14 protein-coding genes are annotated in these 21067 nt (G+C 66.1%); 3 read left to right on the forward strand and 11 right to left on the reverse strand.

What is annotated here, in order from left to right:
- Positions 1-10: 10 nt before the first annotated feature.
- Positions 11-1123, forward strand: coding sequence for a glycosyltransferase family 9 protein (locus AB5Y98_RS10780; protein ID WP_368231883.1), 1113 nt, complete (start codon positions 11-13; stop codon positions 1121-1123).
- Here the strand turns inward: AB5Y98_RS10780 and AB5Y98_RS10785 are convergent.
- From AB5Y98_RS10785 to AB5Y98_RS10825, 9 genes are all read right to left on the reverse strand, one after another.
- Positions 1059-2126, reverse strand: coding sequence for a glycosyltransferase family 9 protein (locus AB5Y98_RS10785; protein WP_017779455.1), 1068 nt, complete (start codon positions 2124-2126; stop codon positions 1059-1061). The two genes, AB5Y98_RS10780 and AB5Y98_RS10785, sit on opposite strands and share 65 nt — an antisense overlap.
- Positions 2127-2295: 169 nt before the next feature.
- On the reverse strand, positions 2296-4476 hold the full coding sequence (locus AB5Y98_RS10790; protein ID WP_368231884.1) for a TonB-dependent receptor: 2181 nt from the start codon (positions 4474-4476) through the stop codon (positions 2296-2298).
- A gap of 129 nt (positions 4477-4605) precedes the next feature.
- A complete protein-coding gene (locus AB5Y98_RS10795) occupies positions 4606-5562 on the reverse strand; it encodes a siderophore ABC transporter substrate-binding protein (RefSeq protein ID WP_368231885.1) in 957 nt (318 codons plus the stop codon).
- Positions 5559-6341 carry an ABC transporter ATP-binding protein gene (locus AB5Y98_RS10800; RefSeq protein WP_005306907.1) on the reverse strand — a complete coding sequence of 261 codons (783 nt, stop codon included), beginning with the start codon at positions 6339-6341 and terminating at the stop codon, positions 5559-5561. The genes AB5Y98_RS10795 and AB5Y98_RS10800 overlap by 4 nt, the downstream gene beginning before the upstream one ends.
- On the reverse strand, positions 6338-7273 hold the full coding sequence (locus AB5Y98_RS10805) for an iron chelate uptake ABC transporter family permease subunit (RefSeq protein ID WP_368231886.1): 936 nt from the start codon (positions 7271-7273) through the stop codon (positions 6338-6340). The genes AB5Y98_RS10800 and AB5Y98_RS10805 overlap by 4 nt, the downstream gene beginning before the upstream one ends.
- A gap of 11 nt (positions 7274-7284) precedes the next feature.
- Positions 7285-8223 (reverse strand): ABC transporter permease, encoded by a 939-nt coding sequence (locus AB5Y98_RS10810; protein ID WP_368231887.1) that lies wholly within the window; start codon positions 8221-8223, stop codon positions 7285-7287.
- Entirely contained in the window at positions 8220-10001 is a 1782-nt protein-coding gene (locus AB5Y98_RS10815) for an ABC transporter ATP-binding protein (RefSeq protein ID WP_368231888.1), read from the reverse strand. The genes AB5Y98_RS10810 and AB5Y98_RS10815 overlap by 4 nt, the downstream gene beginning before the upstream one ends.
- Positions 9995-11800: an ABC transporter ATP-binding protein gene (locus tag AB5Y98_RS10820; protein ID WP_368231889.1), complete on the reverse strand. Its 1806-nt coding sequence runs from the start codon at positions 11798-11800 to the stop codon at positions 9995-9997. Before AB5Y98_RS10820 ends, AB5Y98_RS10815 begins: the two co-directional genes overlap by 7 nt.
- Before the next feature lie 114 nt (positions 11801-11914).
- Positions 11915-12427, reverse strand: coding sequence for a sigma-70 family RNA polymerase sigma factor (locus AB5Y98_RS10825; RefSeq protein ID WP_362818408.1), 513 nt, complete (start codon positions 12425-12427; stop codon positions 11915-11917).
- 204 nt (positions 12428-12631) lie between these two features.
- Between AB5Y98_RS10825 and AB5Y98_RS10830 the strand changes: the two genes are divergently transcribed.
- A complete protein-coding gene (locus tag AB5Y98_RS10830; protein WP_216988871.1) occupies positions 12632-14782 on the forward strand; it encodes a condensation domain-containing protein in 2151 nt (716 codons plus the stop codon).
- A 36-nt stretch (positions 14783-14818) separates the two neighbouring features.
- On the opposite strand, the gene basC is transcribed toward AB5Y98_RS10830, so the two are convergent.
- Positions 14819-16123: a putative histamine N-monooxygenase gene (basC, locus tag AB5Y98_RS10835; RefSeq protein WP_322111693.1), complete on the reverse strand. Its 1305-nt coding sequence runs from the start codon at positions 16121-16123 to the stop codon at positions 14819-14821.
- A gap of 66 nt (positions 16124-16189) precedes the next feature.
- Positions 16190-20479 (reverse strand): amino acid adenylation domain-containing protein, encoded by a 4290-nt coding sequence (locus AB5Y98_RS10840; RefSeq protein WP_368231890.1) that lies wholly within the window; start codon positions 20477-20479, stop codon positions 16190-16192.
- Positions 20480-20769: 290 nt separating this feature from the next.
- Between AB5Y98_RS10840 and AB5Y98_RS10845 the strand changes: the two genes are divergently transcribed.
- A complete protein-coding gene (locus AB5Y98_RS10845) occupies positions 20770-21009 on the forward strand; it encodes a phosphopantetheine-binding protein (protein ID WP_231570561.1) in 240 nt (79 codons plus the stop codon).
- Positions 21010-21067: the final 58 nt, after the last annotated feature.

Here is a 21067-nt window from a genome sequence, read left to right on the forward strand (position 1 = left end):
TGGTGGATTCATGTCATTAATCAACGATCTGCAACTCCAGCGTGACATTCTTCGCCGCAAGCTGGGGCAGCTGCTGTTCGATCGCAAGCGGCCGGCTCCGCTGCACGAGCGCAAGGGGAAGATAGTGTTGCTGCGCTGGGATGCCAAACTGGGCGATGCCATCGTCTCGTCCTGGGTGGCCCGCGAGGTCAAGCGCGCCAGCCCGGAGCGGGAGGTGTGGATCGTCACGACCGCGGCCATGGCGCCCCTGTTTCGCGATCATTTCGGCATGGACAAGGTGATAGAGGTGCCCAAACGGCCGGGCTATGGCCAGCTCAAGCGGCTGGCCCATTCGCTGGGGGAGGTGGAGTGCCTGGTGCATTTTGGCAAGATGTTGAAAATGAAGGACATCTACTTCATCAGTCAGGTGAGGGCGGATTGGGTCGCCGGCATGGACGATGCCCTGCAGGCGGTCAACCTCAAGCTGGGCAAGGCCTCCAGCGGTATGCACTTCTCCGACAAGTTTGCCCTGCTGCTGCAGCGGCTCGGCGTGAGCAATCCGGATCAGCAGTACATAGTCCCGACCATGAGCCCACCCGATGCGCTGGCCAGCTGGTGGCCGGCCGAGCCGGTCCTCTGTTTCAACCCTTATGGCAGTGGCAGCTCCCGCCGTCTGCGGCCCGAGCTTATCAGCCAGATGATTGAGCAGATGCTGGCGGCTGGCTCTTGCGCCATCTGCCTGCTCTATCCGCCGGGCATGGAAGAGGAGGTGGCCGGGATCCGGGCCGGCCTGAGTCAACCGGAGCGCCTGCTGCTGTCACCGGATGTACCCTCGCTGGCCGGGCTGTTCGCCCAGCTGCGCCAGTGTCAGGGGCTGATCTCGGTGGACACGGCGACGGTGCACATCGCCGCCGGGCTGCACAAGCCCATTCTTGGCCTCTACAACCCGGACATAGGGGGCGGCAACGAGAACTTCCTGGAGTGGCACCCCAACTCCCCGTCAGCCACAGTGCTGTTCTCGACCAATACCAGGGAGCAGGATATCAACTCCCTCGATCTGGCCGAATTCGAGCGTACTTTCAGGGCGTGGCTGCTTGCCAATCAGGCAGCGCTGTCAGCCGTTCAATCACCAGCTCGGGAGTGATGGCGCGCAGCAGGGCTTCGTCGATGAAGTCCTTCTCCGCGTTCTGCGGCAGCTGGAAGCCGGGCCCCTTGGCATCGAACACATCGATGGCCTGATAGCGGGGGTGGTTGACCGGGTTGGCGATGATCTTGTCGCCACCGGGGGCCACTATGGTCAGCAGGGGCAGGTCGATGGCCTGCGCCATGTGGCGGGGGCCGGTATCATTGCCGACAAACAGCCGGCAGTGGGCGAACAGCCCCACCAACTCTCGTACCGAGCGGGTCTTGATGTGGTCGAAGACGCTGGCTTGCAAGGCGGCGGGCAGCAGCGGTTTCAGGCCGCGGTTGTACTCCTCCTCCCCCGGCCCGCAGTAGATCAGGATCTGGGCATTGTGCTGCTCGATCAGCCACTGGGCGACCTTGGCGAAACAGTCGATGGGCCAGCGCTTGTAGTGTCCTAGCGAGTTGACGCCCATGGCGATCAGCGGGCGGTTCAGGTCGACGCCAGCGGCCAGCAGGGCATCCCTTCCTTGTTGTTTCTCTTCTTCACTCAGCCAGAGGTAGTAGTTGCGATCCTCGCGGGCCAGCTTGAGCGGCTTGAGCAGCGAGAAGCGGTCGTCGACCAGGGTGCTGTTGCCCTGAAACTCGGTGTCCTTGCGAAAACGGACGATACGGTTGTGGCCGAGCCGCCAGGGGAAGGAGTCAAAGCCGATGCGCAGGCGGGCACCGGAGAAGAGGCAGCTGAGCAGGCCGATCATCTGGCCCTGGCTGTTGACCACCACGTCGTAGCGTTCGCGGCGAATGGCCAGCAGCAGATCCTTCATGTAGCGCCACTCGTTGCGCCTGGCCTTCTCGATGATGATGAGCCGATCGATATTGGGATTGCCCTGCGCCATACCCGCGCAATAATCCATGACCAGATAGTGAACCTCGCCGCTTGGGTCATTCTGCTTGAGGTTGTTGCACAGCGCGGTGGAGATCAGTACATCCCCTATCTGTTTGGTTTGAACTACTAGGTATTTCATAAGGCAGGCCTCAACAGAGGTCATGGTTGATCGTGAGCGTGACAGCATACCGCACAAGTGAGTCAGATGCTGTCGGTGCGGCGTGAAAATCCGATCTGGCGCAAGCCGGCCGGGCCGGCATCCGAGGCACATAAAAGAAAAGCCATTTTGACAATGGCTTTTCTGCTGCTTAGAAGGTGAGCGAGGTGGAGAGCTGGAAGGTGCGTGGCGCCCCCAGGCCGCCGGAGAGGCCGCTGCCGTCGCCGCCGGACCAGGAGCCGATCCAGTAGTCGCGACCGGTGAGGTTCTGCACCGCGGCCCGCACGGTCAGGGCGTGATCGGCGATCCGCATGGTGTAGCGGGCCCCCAGGTCGAAGGTGGTGTAGGAGGGCAGCGAGAGGCGGTTGTCATCGGTGACGAAGCGCTCGCCGATGAACTGGGTGTTGCCGGTCAGGGTCAGCCCCGGCACGGCGGCCAGATCGTACTCGGCGCCGAGCTTGGCCATCCACTTGGGCACCCCGGTGGCCTGGTGGCCGACGTTGCTCTCGTTGAGCGCCTTGGTCAGCTCAGCCTGGGTGTAGGAGGCCCCGCCCAGCAGGCGCAGCTCGGGGGTGAGCTCACCGAACAGATCCCACTCGATGCCGCGGTTGCGCTGCTCCCCGTAGACCCCGTAGACGTTGGAGCTGGGGTCTGTGTAGGCGCTCGGCTTGGCGATCTGGAACAGGCTCAGGGTATGGGCGAAGTGGCCCAGATCCAGCTTGGCACCGACCTCATACTGCTTGGTCTGATAGGGCTTCATGATCTCGCCGGCATTGCTGGCGGTGTTCGGTGCCGCGCCCCCCTGGCTCAACCCCTCGATGTAGTTGGTGTAGACGGCGAAATCGTCGCGCAGCTTGACCAGCAGGGTAGTGGCGGGCGAGACCCGGCTCTCCTCGTAGCGGGCGGTCTGGTCGCCGCTGCCGTTGAAGTTGCTGCTCTCGACCGTCTGGCGGCGGGCCCCCAGGGTCCACTGCAGGTCGCCATCGAGGAAGGAGAGGGTATCGACCAGCGCCACGCTCGCCAGGGTCGCCTCGCTGCGCGAGGTGACAGCACCGTACCCGGCGAGATCCGGCGCGGGCCCGAAGTCCAGCCGGTCGTAGTTGGTCATGGCGTGGTTGAAGAATATCTTGTCCCGGAAGGTCTGCTCCGAGGTGTAGCGGGTGGCGGCCAGCGACCAGGCGTGATCGACCGGGCCGGTGCCGAAGGTGCCGCGCAGACCCGCCTCGCCGGAGCGCTGGGTGCCGTCCCGCTCGGAGCGGGCCGCCATGGCATTGATGTCGCCGGCGTCATTGAGCAGGGTGTTGCGGGTGATGAGGGCGCTGTAGCCGCCGTCACGCTGGCCCCAGGCGATGAAGGCGGTGAGGTTGTCGGTCAGATCATATTCGGCGCGCAGCACGGCGGCCTTGGTGTCGTTGATGGTGTAGGCCCAGGCCGGCGCCAGGGAGTAGTCACCACGCTTGGGCTCGGGCAGCTGGGTCACCTGGCTGGCGACCGAGAAGATGCCGAAGTAGTTCACCCCGTCCACCCGCTCGTGCTGACGGTAGAGATCGGCCGAGGCGCGGGCCCGTTCGCCGCGCCAGTCCAGCCCGACCGAGGTGAGCTCCATCTTGTGCTGCTGGTCGTTGACCGCGGTGTCCCCGTCCCGATAGACGCCGTTGAAGCGTACCCCCCACTGCTGCTCGTCGCCGAAACGGCGACCCAGGTCCAGGTGCACGCCACCGAGGCCGTCCGATTCATAGCTGGCGGTGACCTTGGCCAGGGGGGTCTTGCCGGCGCGCTTGGGCACTATGTTGATGTTGCCGCCCACGCTGCCATCCGGCGGCATGCCGTTGAGCAGTACCGAAGGCCCCTTGAGCACGTCGGCCCGCGAGGCCATCTCGGTGGAGCTGCGCATGTTCGGTGCCATGCCGATGAGGCCGTTGAAGGTGATGTCGTTGGCGTTGGTGTTGAAGCCGCGGATGTAGAAGGTCTCGAACAGGCTGCGCTTGCTTGGCACATAGACCGAGGGGTTGGTGGCACCGGCCACGGCGCCTATGTCCTGGGCCTGGCGATCCTCGATGTACTCCTCGGTGTAGCTCACCGTGTTGAACGGCGTCTCCAGGAAGGGCTTGTTGCCGAGCAGGCCGACCCGGTTGTCGGCGGCGACCTGGCCGCCGGCGTAGGCCTTGCGACCCTCCACCACGACGACTTCGTCGGGACGGGGGGCGGCTTCTTCACGGGGAGCCGGGGCGGCCCAGGCGGTGCCCAGTTGCAGGCCGGCCAGGATGGCCAGCGTCAGGCGGGAGAGTCCGTGGCGCGGCACGGCAAGGGAGGATGAGTGCGATGTCTGCATGCAGGATTCCTTTCAGGGTGAGGAGTGCGTTTTTGTCTCCTTATGCTTTCCGGATGACACTCTCAAACCCTCAAATAAAAATAACTCTCATTTGCGTATTGATGCCCGGCGTTGGCCGGGCACGGGGGATCAGCTGCGATAGGCGGCCATCACCTCGTCGGCGATGCGGTTCAGGCAGGTGAAGCTGGCGGTGCAGAGGTACCAGGTTTCGGGGTCGACGAAACGTACCTTGCCGCTGCGCCACGCCTTGGTCTGGCGCAGTAGCGGGTTGTCCAGGGTACCGGCGTCGATGGCCGTGCGTCGCTCCATCACGGCGGTGCGGTCGATGACGAACAGGATGTCCGGGTCGGCCTGCTGGATGAACTCGTTGGAGATGGGTTGGCCGTGCATGCCGGTGTCCCGCTCCAATCCGGCCGGCTTGACCCCCAGGGTGTCGAACAAGAAGCCGTAGCGGGATTGGGTGCCAAAGGCGGTGAAGGCGCCGTTGTTGTGCAGCACGATCAGCGCTTTTTCCGGGCGATCCCGCGTCAGTGCCTGCACCTCGGCGATCTTGGCGTCCATCTGCTGCACCTTCTCTTTGGCCAGCGCCTCCTGGCCGAGCAGGGTGCCGAGGGTGAGCAGGTGGGCCTTGGCGGCCTCCAGGATGCGGCCGTCGCGGTTGGTCATGTCGATGTCGTAGTGCAGGGTCGGGGCTATCTGGCTCAGCGCCTCGTAGCTTTGGGCCTGCAGGGGGGAGATGAGGATGAGATCCGGCTTGAGCTTGTGCAGCCGCTCCAGGTTGGGCTGGATGGTGGTGCCCACGTCCATCACGGCCGGGTCGTCCCGATAACGCTGCAGGAAGTGCGCCACGTAATCCTTGGCGATGCCGGCCACAGGGGCCTGCAGCTGATCCAGGGTATCGAGTTCGCTCATGTCGAAGGCCACCACCCGCTTGGGCGGGGTGACGACCCGGGTGGTGCCGAGCTGGTGGGTCACGGTGACCACGGTGCCGTCGGCCCCGGTGGCGGCCTGCTCCCTGGGGGCGTCGCAGCCGGTGAGCCCTGCGATGGCGGCCAGCAGCACGGCGGTGAGCGTATTGATACTCATAACAATTCTCCAGACGGGGTTGGGTTGAAGTAGTTGCACAGCAGGCCGCGCTGGCTCGGCAGTATGTCGAAACGCAGGTCGTAGAGCGCCTCCAGGTTGGCCGGGGTGACCATCTCGGCGACCGGGCCGCTGCCCGCAAGCGCGCCCCCCTTCATGGCGACGATGTGATCGGAATAGTTGGCGGCGAAGTTGATGTCGTGCACCACCAGGATCAGGGTGCGCCCCTGCTCGTCGCTGAGGCGGCGGATCGCCTGCATCAGCTGCACCGCGTGCTTCATGTCGAGGTTGTTGAGGGGCTCGTCGAGCAGCAGGCAGTCGGTCTGCTGGGCGACGGTCATGGCGAGGTAGGCCAGCTGCCGCTGCCCGCCACTCAGCTCGTCGAGGTAGGCCCGGCGCAAGGGGGCGAGGGAGAGAAAGTCGATGGCCTCGTCGACCGCGATGCGGTCTTCCCGGGTCAGGTTGCCCTGGCTGTAGGGGAAGCGGCCGAAGGCGACCAGCTCGTCGACCGTCAGTCGCAGCCCCACGTCCGGCGACTGGCGCAGGGTGGCGACCCGCTTGGCGTAGTCACGGGCGGTGAAGCGGTGCAGGTCGGTGCCCCCCAGGCGTATCCGCCCCTGGCTGATGGGCAGCAGGCGGGCCATGGCCATCAGCAGGGTGCTCTTGCCGGCGCCGTTGGGGCCGATCAGCGAGGTGACCCGACCGGCCGGGAAGTCGACTGTGATGTCGCGCAGGACGGCGCGATCGCCGTAGCGCTGGTGAACCTGTTCGAGGGAGATCATGGCGAGCCTCTGGTTTTGACCATCAGGGCGAGGAAGTAGGTGCCGCACACCAGGTTGATGAGGATGCTGACCGTGGTGCGGTAGTTGAAGATCTGCTCCACCAGGAACTGGGCCAGGATGAAGAGCGCGATGGCGATGGCGCAGCCGAGCGGCAGGGTGACCCGATGGCGGAAGGTGCGCGCCAGGGCATAGCTGATGTTGGCCACGAACACCCCCATGAAGGCTGTGGGGCCGACCAGGCTGGTGGAGACGGCCACCAGCACGGCGATGAGCGCCAGGTGCAGGCGTACCGCCCGCCGGTAATCCACCCCGAGCGAGCTGGCCTGCTCGCGCCCGAGCGCCAGCACGTCGAGCTCGGCCTGGCGGCGGGCGATGACGAGACAGACCAGGGCGACCAGACCGCCCCCTATCAGCAGCTCCAGCGGCTGGGCCCGGTTGAACGAGGCATAGCCGAACCCCTGCAGGATGGCGAACTCCCCGGGACTGGTCTTGAGCTGGACAAACTGGGTCAGGGTGCTAAACACCATGGTCAGCACCAGCCCCGTCAGCAGCAGCTGGAACAGGTCGGTCTGCCCGGGCCGGAACAGCCAGCGGTGGATGATGGCCGAGTATCCCAGCATCAGCAGCAGCGACAGCACGCCGTTCTCCTCGCGTCCGAGCAGCAGCAGGCTCTGGCTGCCGAGCAGCAGCACCAGCAGGGCTTGCAGCAACAGATAGACCGCCTCGTACCCCATGATGGCGGGGGTCAGGATGCGGTTGCCCGCCAGGGTCTGGAAGCTGATGGCCGAGACCGCGATGCAGACGCCGGCGACTGTGATGGCGGCCAGGCGCAGCAGCCGCTGGGGGATGATGTAGCCGGTGTCGAGATCCGACCCGAACAGCACAAAGGTCGCGGCGAGCAGGGCCAGCAGTCCCCAGATCCCGTAACGCATAAGAGTCTCTCTCATCGGCGCTGCCAGAGGATTAGCAGCAGGAACAGCACGCCGCCGAGGCTGCCGGCGGTGAGTCCGATGGGCACCTCGAAGGGGTGGATCAGCAGCCGGCTCAGCAGGTCGCACGCCAGCAGCAGCAGGGCACCATAGAGAGCCACCAGCGGCAGGATCTTTCTCAGGTGCTGGCCGTGGCGCAGCACCACCAGATTGGGGATCACCAGCCCGACGAAGGGGATGGCGCCGACCGTGATGACGGTGGCGGCCACGGTGACCGCCACCAGCAGCAGGCCGAGGGTGGCGGTGGCCGAGTACCCGAGCCCCAGGCTGGCGGCGGCCTCCTCCCCCATGCCGAGCACGGTGAAGCGGTGGGCGTAGAGATAGGTCAGCAGGGTGATGGGCAGGATGAGGTAGATGATCTCGTAGTTGCCCTCGACCACCTTGGAAAAGTCCCCCAGCATCCAGCCCTGGATGCTCTGCAGTATGTTGTGCTGGTAGGCGTAGAACTCGGCGAGGGCGCTCAGCACGCTGCCATACATGAGGCCGATCACCGGGATCAGCACGGTATTCTTGAAGCGGATACGGCGCACGATGACGATGAACAGCAGGCTGGCGGCAAAGCAGAAGGCGAGCGCCACCAGCATGCGGCCGGTGGTGCCGGCGGCGGGCAGCTGGGTCAGGGCGATCAGGATGCCGAGCTTGGCGGCGTCGAGCCCGCCGGAGGTGGCGGGCTCGACAAAGCGGTTCTGCACTATCTGCTGCAGGATGACGCCGGCCACCGCCAGCCCGGCGCCGGTCAACAGCACCGCCGCCAGCCTCGGCAGGCGACTGGCGGTGAGGGTGAGCAGGCCATCCCCGGCGAAGAGCTCCGCCAGCGGGAGGGGGCGTGCCCCGATCAGCAGGGAGCATGCGGCCAGCACCAGCAGGGTCGCCGGCAGCAGGAGCGCCCTCACGCGTCCTCTCCGGTCAGGCGCCACCCCTTGGCGCTGGCGCGCTGCGCCAGGAAGTGGGCGTAGCGCCCCGGCTGGCGACTGAGCACGGCGTGGGGGCCCTGCTCGCACACCATGCCATCGTCGAGCACCACTATCTGATCGGCCATGGCCACGGTCGAGAGCTGGTGGGCGATGACGATCAGGGTGCGTTTGCCCCGCAGCCGGGCCAGCGTCTCTGTGATGGCGGCCTGGTTCTCCGCATCCAGCGCGGCGGTGGCCTCGTCCACCAGCAGGATGGGGGCGTCCTTGAGCAGGGCGCGGGCGATGGCGATCCGCTGGCGCTCGCCCCCCGAGAGGCGGGCACCACCCTCGCCAACCTGGGTGTCGAGCCCGAGCGGCAGGCGCTCGACTATCTCGCTCACCCCGGCCTGATGGGCGGCGTGCAGCAGCTCGGCATCGCTGGCCTCGGGCTTGCCGATGCGGATGTTGTCGGCAATGGTGCCCTGGAACAGATAGGCATCCTGGAAGATCTGGCTGATGTGACTGGCCAGGGTCTCACCGCTCATGGCGCGCACGTCCACCCCTCCCACCAGCACGGCACCCTCGCCTACGTCGAAGAAGCGGGCGATGAGCCGCAGCACAGTGCTCTTGCCCGAGCCCGAGGCACCGACCAGCGCCGTCATGCTGCCGGGCGCCACCGCCAGATCCACCCCCTTGAGCACCCGCGGGTGGGCCGGGTCATAGCCAAAGTGCACCCCGCGCAGTTCCACTGAGCCATCCAGCGGGGTAGCAGGAGTGGCCGGCTGCGGCTGGGCCGGGTAGTCGAACATGGTCTGCAGGGTTGCCAGCTGGGCACGGGCGCCGCGCAGCACGTCGCTGTAGCCGGCCACGTCGAGCAGGGGATCGATGAAGCGGTTGATGAGCACCAGGGTCACCAGGGCGGCGATCAGGCTCTCCTTGTCGGCACCGCCCAGGTGCTGGGCGGCGATCAGGCTCTCCTTGTCGGCACCGCCCAGGTGCTGGGCGGCCACCAGCAACAGGGTGGCAAAGCAGGCCTGCACTGCCCAGACGTTGAGCCCCGAGGCCAGGGCAGTGAGCCGGATCAGCTGCCTGCCGGAGGCTTGCTGCTGGGCGATGGCCTGCTCGAGGAAGCGGGTGCCCCCCTGCTCGCCGTTGAAGGCGCGCAGCACCGACTGGGCCTGGGCAAACTCCACCATGCGCTGGCTGGTATCGGCGGCATGCTGGTGGAAGGTCTGGTCGGCGTGCTGGTTGAGGCGGGTGGTGAGCAGGAAGACCGCCACCAGCAGCGGCAGGGCGATCAGGGCGATGAGGCCGAGCTGCACATCGAGGGCAAACAGGGCCACCAGCACCACCAGCGGGGTGATCACCCCGCCGAGCAGGGGGGTGAAGACGTGGGCCGGCAGCTGGGCCAGCTCCATCATGCCTTGCGAGGCCAGGTGGTTGAGGTGGGCGGTGTTGGCCGGGGTGAACCAGCCGATGGGCAGGCTGCCCACGTGTTCGCCCAGGGCGTGGCGGCCGGTGCGCAGCACCGCGATCCCCACGGCGATGCCGGCCTTTTCCACCCGGCGGCGCAGGTTCCAGCAGAGCAGCACGCCGATCAGCTGCACCAGCAGCCAGCCGGTGGCGGCGTCGGTCTCGGCCCGCAGCAGGTGTGTGAGCACCGGGATCAGGCAGACCAGGGTCAGGCCGCAGAGCAGGCCGTAGAGCAGGGCCAGCAGGCCGTAGCGGCGCAGCAGGACGGCATCGTCGCCGAGCAGGCGCAGGAAGGTGTTCAGCATGTGGAGACGGCCTCCTGATGAGGGATATGGGTCTGGGTGGGAGTGTCGTATCCCCCCTGTTCCCACAGACGGGCATAGCGGCCGCGGCGGGCCAGCAGTTCGTGGTGGCGCCCCTGTTCGCACAGGACGCCGTTGTCGAGTACCAGGATCCGGTCGGCGTGCATCACGGTGTCGAGCCGATGGGCGATGACGACCAGGGTACGGCCGCGGGCGAAGGTGGAGAGCGCCTGTTGCAGCTTCACCTCGTTGTCGGCGTCGGCGGCGGCGGTGGCCTCGTCGAGCACCAGCACCGGCGGGTCGAGCAGCAGGGCGCGGGCGATGCTGACCCGTTGCAGCTCGCCACCGGAGAGGTTGGCGTCCTCACCGACCACGGCGTCGTAGCCCCGCGGCAGGGCCAGAATGCGGTCGTGGATGTTGGCGCGGCGCGCGGCGGCCTCGACCTCCTGGCGGCTGGCGCCGGGGCGGCCGAGGGCGATGTTGTCGTGCAGGCTGGCGTGCACTAGGCGCACCTCTTGCAGTACGAAGCCGATGTGGCGATAGAGCTCGCGGCTCTCGAGATCGCGCAGGTCCACCCCGCCCAGGGTGATGCGCCCCTCGCTCGGGTCGAAGAAGCGCAGCAGCAGCCTGGCCAGAGTCGATTTGCCGGCCCCGGAGGCGCCGACGATGGCGGTGACCGTGCCCGGCGTCAGGGTGACGGTCAGCTCGCTGAGCACCGGGGTCTGGTCGTCGTAGCGGTAGCTCACCTGCTCGAGGCGCAGGGTGTTGTCGGCCGGCTGCAAACCGGTGCCGGCGGCGGGCTCCGTCAATACCGGGGTGGCGAGCAGGCCGTGGAGCCGTTCGGCGGCCGCGGTGGCGCTGCCGAGATCGTGCTTGAGGTAGCTCAGCAGCATCAGGGGGGCGCACAGCCCCGGCGCGACCAGCACAAAGGGCAGCACCTCGGCCGGTGTCATGGCACCCGCTCGCACCATCACCACGGCGCCGGCCAGCACCACCCCCAAGACCGAGGCGGGGGCCATGATGGCGTTGGCGTTGGCCATGGCCGCGACCAGCGGACGGGTGAAGTCGGTGAAGGCGCGGGCAAAATCATCGATGGCGTTGCGGTAGCTGGTGTGCAGCCGGCCCTGCACGCCGAAGGCCTTGACCACGGGGATGCCGCTCACGAACTCCACCACGGCGTTGTTGATGCGGGCCATGCCGGCGCCGAACTGCTGCATGTTGGCGGCGCTGGCGCGGTGGGCGCGGGCGGAGAACAGGAAGAAGAGCGGGAAGGGGGAGAGGGCGATGAGGGCCATCCGCCAGTCCATGGCGAAGAGGTAGAGCAGGGAGATGAGCACAGCGCCGCTACAGCGGCCCAGGGTGGTGTAGAAGTGGGCCGTCAGGCTGTGCAGGGTGCCGATGTCGTCCTGCATCGCCTGTTTGACCTCCCCCGAGGCGCGGGCGGTGAACCAGCCGAGGGGCACCCGGGCCAGGCGCCGGGTCAGGGCCAGGCGCAACTGTCCGGTGATGCGGTTGTCGGCCAGGTGGGCCACCAGATCGCCGGCGCTGAGCAGGATCATGCCGCCAAACAGGCAGGCCAGGCTGATCCCGAGTACTGCAGTGATTGCGTCGCCTGGCACGGCGGCATCTGCCAGCATCAGGCCCGCCAGGTGGGCGATCCCGGCCAGCGGGACCAGGGTCAGCATGGCGCCGATGGCCGCCAGCAGGGCGGCGGCGATCAGGTGGCCGCGAATGGGGGCCAGCACGCGGCTGATGGGCCCGCCAGCATTGGCCTCGGGGCACTGCACATCGTCTGCCTTCATGGCTATTTCTCCACGGTGAAGTGATGGTGGCCGCAACGAGCGACCGGATCTCTGTGGTTTTCCGTATGGGGGACAAAAAACCTCAAATGAATCTTTTTATTTCCCCCATCCGGGTCAGATGCCGCCGCCGGGCCGGCTGCGATGGCAGCTTTGCATGCCCTGGGCGATATACTTCTCGACCGATGAAATGGACACCTGCAGCTGGCTGGCGATGTCCTGATAACCGAGGCCGCCGAGGCGGGAGAGCAGCAGGGCCTGGCGGATCTTGGGGGACTGGCGTTGCAGGGCCGATGCGACGGCTCCCAGCGCCTCGCGCTGCATGGCGCGCAGCTCTTCCGAGGGGGCCTGAGCGTCGGGCTGGTAGCTCTGCTGCTCGAGGTAGCGGGCCTCCAGCGCACGCCGGCGATAGAGATCGATCACCTTGCCCTTGGCGATCTGCATCAGATGGCGACGGCACTCGGCCGCCGTGGGGATGTGTCCCTTGCGCAGCAGCTGAAGGTAGATGTCGTGCGCCAGATCCGCGGCGTCGCAGCTGTTGCCCAACCTGCGTCTCAGCAGCGAGCAGAGCCATCCGTGATGTTCCTGATACAGACGATGCAACTGCGCCTGGAAGGAGCCTGTGCCCATTTCCACGATTTCTCTCCTGAACCTCGTGTTATTTTTATTTGAGAATGAAAATCATTATGGTAATCATTTGCACGGTATCGTGTTCATCGATATATCGCAATGCCTTTCCCGCCAATTAGGGGGGAGGGGCATGCGTCCGTGGTTATTTCAAATAAAACAGACGTAATTCACAGGGTTATATTTCCACAGAGAAGGAGATGGCTTTTGCTGCAATTCCATAATGAGGGGCTGCTTGAGCTGCCTGTCAGTGCCCATGAAGAGAGCTGCTGGTTGTTACAACAACAGCAGCCCGAGCAGATAATTAAACAGGCGATGTGTTGGCCGCTCCCTGACGATATTGATATTTCGCTGTTGATATTGAGTGTTGAGTTATTAATAAAGGAGCAGCCGGAACTCAATACCCGTTATTTTTTCAGTGCCGATGGAGATCTATTTAAATATCAGATAAATGGCTGGTATCCCTGTCTGGAATTTCATCGTCTGGCGGCTGACGAGGTGGATGAGCTGGTACGGCGAGTGCAGCAGGCCCCCTGGGACAGTACCCGCCAGCCGCCTTTCAAGGCATTGATTATCAACGCAGAAAGTAGTGTGATACTGGCGCTGGTGCTGCATCCTGTGCTTGCGGAACAGGGTTCGCCACAGACCCTGATGGCGGCGTTGAAGCAGCACTACGATCGGTTGGCTAGCGGTCAGGCCGGGCAAGTACCGCTGCTGCTATCATCCCCGGCACACCTTGCCGAACCAGCCTCTTGTGTCCCTGTTCATTATGTCGGCAAGAATATTTCACGGATTATTCTTGAGGAATTTCGCCGTGCCTTGTCATCGCCCGATATGGGACCGGATGATGACTTTTTTGATAATGGTGGCCACTCCCTGCTGGCGACCAGAATTATTGGGAAATTACTGAGCGAGCACGGTATCGAGTGCCGCTTCAACGACTTTTTCGAATCGCCGACGGCGGCTGCCCTGGCACGCAAGGCCGTGATATCAGAGCAGGCTTCATTGCCGGAAGCCGTCCCGGCAAATAACAGGGCACCGGCTCCGCTCGCCCTGGCGCAGGCCTCTCTGTGGCGGGCTTATGAAGCCCACGACTTTGGCACCATTTTTAATCTTCCCTTTGCCCTCGACTTTATTGACGAGGTGGACGAGTCCCTGTTTGCCCAGGCCTTTGCCGATATTATCGAGCGCCACGCCAGTTTGCGGACCCTGTTCATGACGCAGGATGGCGAGGTGCGGCAACGTATTCTCCCGGCCGATCAGCTGGCTGGCTATCGCTGGTTCTGGGGCAGTGCCGAGTCGCAGGGGATGACCCTGGCCGACGCCGCGGCCCATCGCTTCGACCTGACCCGGGAGCTGCCACTGCGGATCCGTTTCCTGCGCGATCCGGCCACGGGGCGCCAGCAGCTCTCCTTGCTGGTACACCACATGGTGGTGGACGAGTGGTCCATCAACCTGATGATGGGGGAGCTGGCCCAGGCTTACCTGGCTCGCGCCGCCGGAATTGCCCCCCGCTGGGATGCACCGGCGCCGGCGTTTCACGATTTTGCCCGCCGGCAGGCGGCGGATGGGATCAACGAGACGCACCTGGCCTACTGGACCCGTCTGCTGCACGGCGCCGTGCCGGCTTCCCGCCGTCCTCCCTTGCCGGTGATGCCCCTGCAGGGGGAAACCTGGGCCGCCCGCTGGCACGAGTGGCAGCCGGCCGGGGGCACGCTGGCCCGGCTCTATGAGCTGGCCCGCGCCCACGATGCCTCCCTCTTTACCCTGATGTACACGGCCATCGCCCTCTCCTTGCACCAGCTGGGTCAGGCCGAGGAGATCCTGATCGGTACCTCGACCTCGGGGCGCACCGATCCCGCCTTCTTCGACTCGGTGGGCTATTTCACCACCATGGTGGCGCATCGGGTGTCGTTTGCCGCGACCACCCGGTTTGGCGATCTGCTGCGTCAGGTGACCCGCACCATCAACGACTCACTGTGCTACGCGGACGTGCCGCTCGAACAGATCCAGCAGGGATTGGGCATGACGCCGGCCGACGGCTTGCTGTTCGACGTCTACATCCAGATCCACGCCAGCAACGCCCTCAACGGCCGTCTGCCGACCCCGGCGGGCGAGGGGCTGCGCTACCGCCAGATCGATGCGGACAAGACCGAAACCATGTTCGGCCTGCAGTTCGAGATCATGGAGGATGTGCTGGACGATGAGCGGCGGCTGCGGCTGGTCATTACCTACCGGGACGGACGCTACAGCCCGGCCCAGATACAGACTCTCTGTGCCCTGCTTGACCGGTTGCTCGAACAGCTGGTGCGGGAGGGGACTGCCAGCCCGCTCGCGGCCCTGGCCCCACAGGTGTGATGGCGTGAGCCCCCGCAAGGGGGCTCACTGTTTGACTCAGTCGGTCGGCAGACCGTAGTGCTGGAAGGTGGTGCGGGCGGGCAGGTGGTAGTGGGCGCGCCCCAGCAGCTGATTGAGGATGCAGGCATTGCGGTTGGGCCCGAGCCCCAGATCCGGCGAGCCTACCCCCTGCTGGAAGATGTCGGCGTTGTGGATGAAGACCCGGCCAGTGCCCCGATCGGCGCGGCGGGCAGTGAAGTCCTCCTGCACTATGCAGTCCCCCTGTTCATCAACGGCCAGCACCTCGCCCTTCAATTGTTCGAACCAGGCGGGCCAGGCGTGGGCATAGCCGGTGGCGGCCACCACGGCATCGGCCTCGAGGGTACAACGCTGATCGAGCTGGGTGTGGTGGCAGGTCAGACGCAGGGCGCCGTCGCTCAGGACTTCGGCCGCCTCCAGATTGCAGCTGGAGAAGAGGGTCAGCCCGGGTGTCTGGCCGCCGATGGATCGCTCGTAGAGCAGGTCGAACAGGGCGCCTATGGTCGCGAAGCTGATCCCCTTGTAGAGCATCCCCTGCCCGGCCACGATGGCGCGCCGTTTCTCCCGCGGGATGCGCTGGAAATAGTCCATGTAGCCGGGGGTGAAGCACTCCTGCCCCAGCTTGGAGTACTCCATGGGGTGGAAGCCGGGGGCCCGGGTGATCCACTGGATGGCCGCCCCGGCGGCCACCCGCTCCGGCGTGAGCGTCTGGAACAGGGCCAGCACGCACTCAGCCGCACTCTGCCCCGAGCCGACCACGGTCACCCGGCGGCAGGCGGCCAGGCGCTCCCTGGCGTGCAGGAAGTCGGCGGAGTGCAGCAGATTGGGATGATCGATCCCCTGCGCCCAGGCTGGCAGGGCCGGGCGGGTGCCGATGCCGATGGCTAGATCACGGCTCTGGTAGTGGTGGGGCTGGCCGTCGGCGTCGCGGCTCTCGAGGCAGAAACGCTCCTTGCCCGCATCGTAATGCACCGCCACCACCTCTTCGCCAAAGCGGCAGCCGGGGAGCTGCTCGGCGGCCCAGCGGCAGTAGTGGTCATACTCGCGGCGCGGGATCTGGAAGTGGTCGTAATAGTAGAAGGGGTAGAGCCGGTCGTGCCGGTGCAGATAGTTGAGGTAGCTCAGCGGATGGGTCGGATCGGCCAGGGTGACCAGATCGGCCAGGAAGGGCACCTGCAGCGTGGTGCCCGGCAGCAGGAGCCCCTGGTGCCAGCTGAAGGCCGGTTTGCGGTCCAGAAACACCCCGCTCAGCTCGGGATGCCGGTCCAGCAGGGCCGCCAGCCCCAGGTTGAAGGGGCCGATGCCGACCCCGGCGATATCCACGTGTGTGGTCTCCATAAACACTCCCAAAGGAAAGGTGATGCGCCCCGGCCATGCCGGGGCGCAGGGTCAGGTGTGCACGCTGGCCAGCAGCCCCTCGACGTCGGCTGCCGTGCGGCAGGCCAGCAGCTGGCCCGGTGACAGCTCCACGGCGAAGCGTTCGCGCAGCCGGGCCGAAATGGTCTTCAGGTGCTGGGGCCGCAACCCCAGTGCGGTAAAGGGTTGCCGGCTGTCGGCACTGCCCGGTGCCGCGCCCAGCACCTCCAGATAGATGTCGAGTACCCCGTGACGGGGGGCGGGTTGCGCCAGCAGGTGGCGTGCGGCGGGCTTGTCCGGCTTGCCGTTGGCGGTGAGGGGCAGCTGCGCGACGGCCAGGGCGCGGGTCGGCACATGGGAGGCCGGCAACTGCGCCCGGGCAAACTCGCGCAGGGCGGCCGGGTCCAGCCGGTGGCCGGTGGCGCAGACGTAGAGCAGCCCGATCCCCAGCTCTCCTTGTTGCTCGTCGCCGTACTCCACCACCAGCACCTGGGCGAGGGCCGGATGGGTGATGAGGGCACTCTCGACGTCGGGCAGCGAGACACGCACCCCGCGCACCTTGATGTAACCGTTGACCCGGCTGTCGAACAGCAGGGTGCCGTCGCGGCGGTAGCGGCCCCGGTCGCCGGTGCGAAACGCACGCACCGGCTGGCCCCTGTCATCGGTGAGGGTGACGAAGTCGGTCTGGACGAGCTGCCCCTGTTCGAGGTAGCCGAGGGCCAGGTTGACGCCGCTGGTATGGATGCGGCCCGCCACCCCGAGCGGGCAGTGTTCACCGCGCTCGTCCAGCAGCCAGTAGGCATTGCCCGGCAGTGGTGTGCCATAGGGAATGCGCTGCCGATCGTCGGCGCTTATCTCATGCCAGATGCTCCAGATGGTGGTTTCAGTCGGCCCGCCGAGGGAGAAGAGGCGGGTGGCAGGCAGGCCGGTGCGCAGGCGCTCTATGATGCCCGGCTTGATGTAATCCCCTCCCTGGGCGACGAGCCGCAGACTCTGCAGCGTGTCGACCGGGTGGCAGGCGAGCAGCATTTCCAGCATGGCCGGCACCGAACACCAGAGGGTGACGCCATGGCGCGCGATGAGTCGGCCCCAGTGCACCGCATCCTTGTCGGCGCCGGGCTCCGGCAGCACCAGGGTGGCGCCGGCGGTCAGGCAGCCAAACACGTCGAAGACCGACATGTCGTGGTGCAGCGGGGTGACGGAGAGAAACCTGTCCTGCTCTGTAATGCCCCAACGCAGCAGAGTGCTGCCGATCACGTTGGCGGTGGCCTGGTTGCTCAGCACCACGCACTTGGGGCGCCCCGTGGTGCCGGAGGTATAGAGGTAGTAGGCCGGCGTGGTGTAGGTACTTCTCCCCGCCCAGGGCGTGCCGAGGGGGGCGTCGGAGCCGGCCAGCAGGGGGGCCGGGGTCAGCGTGGGGTGGCCGGTCTCTGCGCCTGGCTCTGCCACCACCAGGTCGGGGCAGCAGTTGTCCAGCAGATAGCGGCGGCGTTCGGCTGGCGAGGCGGCATCGACGGGCACCCAGATGATGCCGCTGAGGGCGCAGGCCAGGGTCACCATGGTGTGTTCTGGGCTGCGCGGCAGGCAGATGGCGACGACCTGCCCGGCCTTGATGCCGGCCTCGCTCAGGGCATGCATCACGCACCCCACGCCGTGACCAAGCTCCCGGTAGCTGAGTTGTCGCTCCCCCTGGATCAGGGCCACCGCCTCGTGCTGCGGATGGAACAGGCGATCGGCGATGCGCTGCAGGAAGTCGGTGTGGCAGGCGGCGTCCGGCAGGCTGTTGTGACGGGCATGGGTGGGGGTGGCCAGATCCGGGAGGTGAAATGCCTTTCCCTCCACCAGCCGGGCCACGGCACGCGCCATGGCCGCGAGCAGATCGCTCACCAGCGCGGCCTCCAGAGCCTCGCTGGCGTAGTCGATGTCGAGCACCAGAGTGCCGTCGGCCTGCTGGCTGATGCGGATGTCCATGGCGACCTGGGGTGTCTGGGTCAGCCCCCCTTGCCACTGCATGGGGCTCTCTGGCGCGGCCACCGGCCAGGCCAGTCCGTTGGTGATGACCACGGGCAGGGCGGGCCCGCCGCCATGGGTCTCCACCAGCTGGCGGGCGATATCGACCCCGGAGAAGGCGAGCCGATCCAGCCCCTCCATGACGTCCTGCTGCAGGATGTGGGCCCGCTCCAGCAGGGTGCCCTCCGCGGGCTGCCAGGTGAGAGCGATAAAGCTGGATCGGTTGGTCAGCGGCCCGCCGGGTGGCGGGGCCACCGGCACGGCCACGCAGAGATCCCCCTCGTCGCGCCAGCGGGAGAGCACCTCCAGGATGACGGCCATCAGGGTGGTGTTCTTGAACAGGTGCTGGCGGGCACCCAGCTTGTAGAGCGCGGCCGCCTGCCCGGCAGGTATGTGTTGCCGCTGGCGTGCGTAGCGGGCACTGCGCAGACCTTCGAGCGGCTGGGTCCATGGCAGGCGCGGTGGCCCCTCCAGTCTGGCCAGCTTGCGCCGCCAGTAGTCCCCGGCTTGCTCCCGCTGCGCCGCCGTGGGCTCGTGAGCGGGCGGAGAGGGCAGCGCGGGGGCCACTATTCCTTCGAACAGTTCGCGCATCAGGGTGGCGATGGCGTGTCCATCCAGGATTAGGGCATCGATGCGCACGAAGGCGACCAGCTCGTCTCCCGGCAGGTGCAGCAGGGTCAGCTCCCAGGGGGACTGCGTCAGGTCGAACAGGGCATGGCTGTATGCCTCCCGGTGGCGAGCGAGCCTGGGAGCCACCTCCTCTTCGGTCAGCTGACGCAGGTCCTGTTCGTGCAGATTGAGGCGCGCCTCGTCATCGACGATCTGTACCAGGCGGTCGGCATCGATGCGGGTACGCAGCGCATCGTGGCGCTGCACCATCTCCCGCAGGCGGGCGCGCAGCAGCGCCGGCTCCATCTTGCCGCGGTACTCCCGGTACTCCTGCATGGCGACCCCTCCGAGCGGAAACTGGGTTGTGCGCCCGAGCAGGTAGGCCTGCTGCAGCGACGTCAGGGGGGCCTCTCGGCGGCGGCGCAACTGGGCGTCGAGCAGGGCGGGATCCCGCGCCAGCTGGCGCAGATGTGCCACCAGATCGTCGAAGAGGGCGGTGATCCAGGGGCGCGGCAGGGCATCGAGGCGGACGTCCCAGTTGATGAGCAGTTCGCCGCGCAGGCGCACCAGCTGGGCATCCAGCGCCACCTGGGGGCCCTGGGAGATGACCCAGTTCATGGCGCCGAAGACCCTGTGCACCCGTTCGTCAAACAGCGAGCCCCCTTCCAGATCCAGGGCGGCGGTGAAGACGATGGGGGCCAGCTGGGCCGAGCCGTGGTGGCGGGAGAGGTCGCGCATCACCGCCACGCCGGAATAGGCGCCGTGGCCGAGGCGCTGGTGCCATTGGGCCGCCAGTTGCCGGCACAGCGCATCCAGCGTGCCGGCCTGGTCAAGGTCCACGTCCACCAGGGTGAGGTTGGCGAACTCGCCGGCGATCCGCTGCTCGTTGCCAAGCACGGGCTCGCGCCAGAAGAAGGGGACATTGAGGCGAAAATGTCTGTCGCCGGTGGCCTTGCCCAGGGCGTGGGCGAAGAGGCCCAGCATCAGGCTGGAGAGGGTCAGGCGCCGCTGCCGTGCCAGGGTGGTGAGGGCCTGGCAGGTGGCGGCATCCAGGGTGGCGCTGAGGCGCTCGCTGGTGGGGGGAGTCTGCTGCGGAACGGTCGGCAGGGTGGGCGCCGGCGCCAACGTTGGCAGCTGTTGTCGCCACCACTGCCGATCCTGTTCCCGACGCTCACGCAGGCGCGTCTGCACCGCCTCGTGCCAGGCAAAAAACGAGGGGGCCGGCGGCGGCGTCCACGCCGGCTCTTCGTACCACCGGGCCAGATCGGCGAGCAGGATCCGCACGCTGGAGGGATCGACGGCCATCATGTCGGTGTCGATGTGCAGCCGCTGGCGCTGGTTTGCCAGCCGGGTGACGGAGAAGCGGGCCGCCTGACCCCGGCTCAGATCGAGTTGCTGATGGGTCCACTCCTGCCGCTTGCGGGCCAGGGCATCGGCCAGTGGCTGGCCGCTCAGGGAGCGGAAATCATCTATCTCCAGCACGGCCGGGGCAGGATCCCCCAGCGTTTGAGCGCCGTCCCGGGTGACGGTCAGGCGCAGCATGGGGTGCGCCTGATAGAGACGCTCCAGCGCACCGTGCAGGCGCGCCAGATCGAGGGCCGGGCCGTCAAACTCGGCGTAGAGGTGGGCACTGACGCCCCCCAGATGGGCATGCGCGCTGCGTCCCATCCAGCAAGCCGCCTGCATCGCGGTCAGTTCTTTCATCTCATTCATGGCGTTGACAACTTGTCGTGTTTCGTTGTTTATATATTTAAAGGTGAGAATGATTTTCATTTCAAGGTTAATTTATTCCGTCAACCCATATGGTTATATCGATAAGTCGCTTAATTAAATTGGCATCAGTCGTGGCCAGAGATGACTCTGGACGGTATTTCAGACCGGTATGGCGAAACCTATTTTTTGGCAGCCGTCGATCCAGTTTTCAGCAATTGGGTGGGAGCGGTGATTAAACAATCACGACTAGAAATAACCATGACAGACAGTGAGGAAATAACATGAGCAGGCCTACATTCATGACCCGTGAGTGGTTGAATGAACGAGTACAGAGCTTGGTGGAGGAGGGGGAGCTGGATCCGGAGGAGAGTCTGGTGCTGTATGGGCTGGACTCCCTCAGCATCATGCGCTTTACCGCAGAGCTGAAGGCACAGGGGGTCGATGTCGGCTTTGACGAGCTGGCGCGCAGGCCCACCCTGTCAGCCTGGTGGGAGCTCCTGAGCGGCTCCCAGGCGGCCTGACTGGCTGTATATATTCAATCAATTTCACGCATTGCTCTTATCATTCAGCAAGGGCGGC

The organism is Aeromonas sp. s3, from assembly GCF_040907805.1.
GTDB classification, from domain to species: domain Bacteria; phylum Pseudomonadota; class Gammaproteobacteria; order Enterobacterales; family Aeromonadaceae; genus Aeromonas; species Aeromonas dhakensis.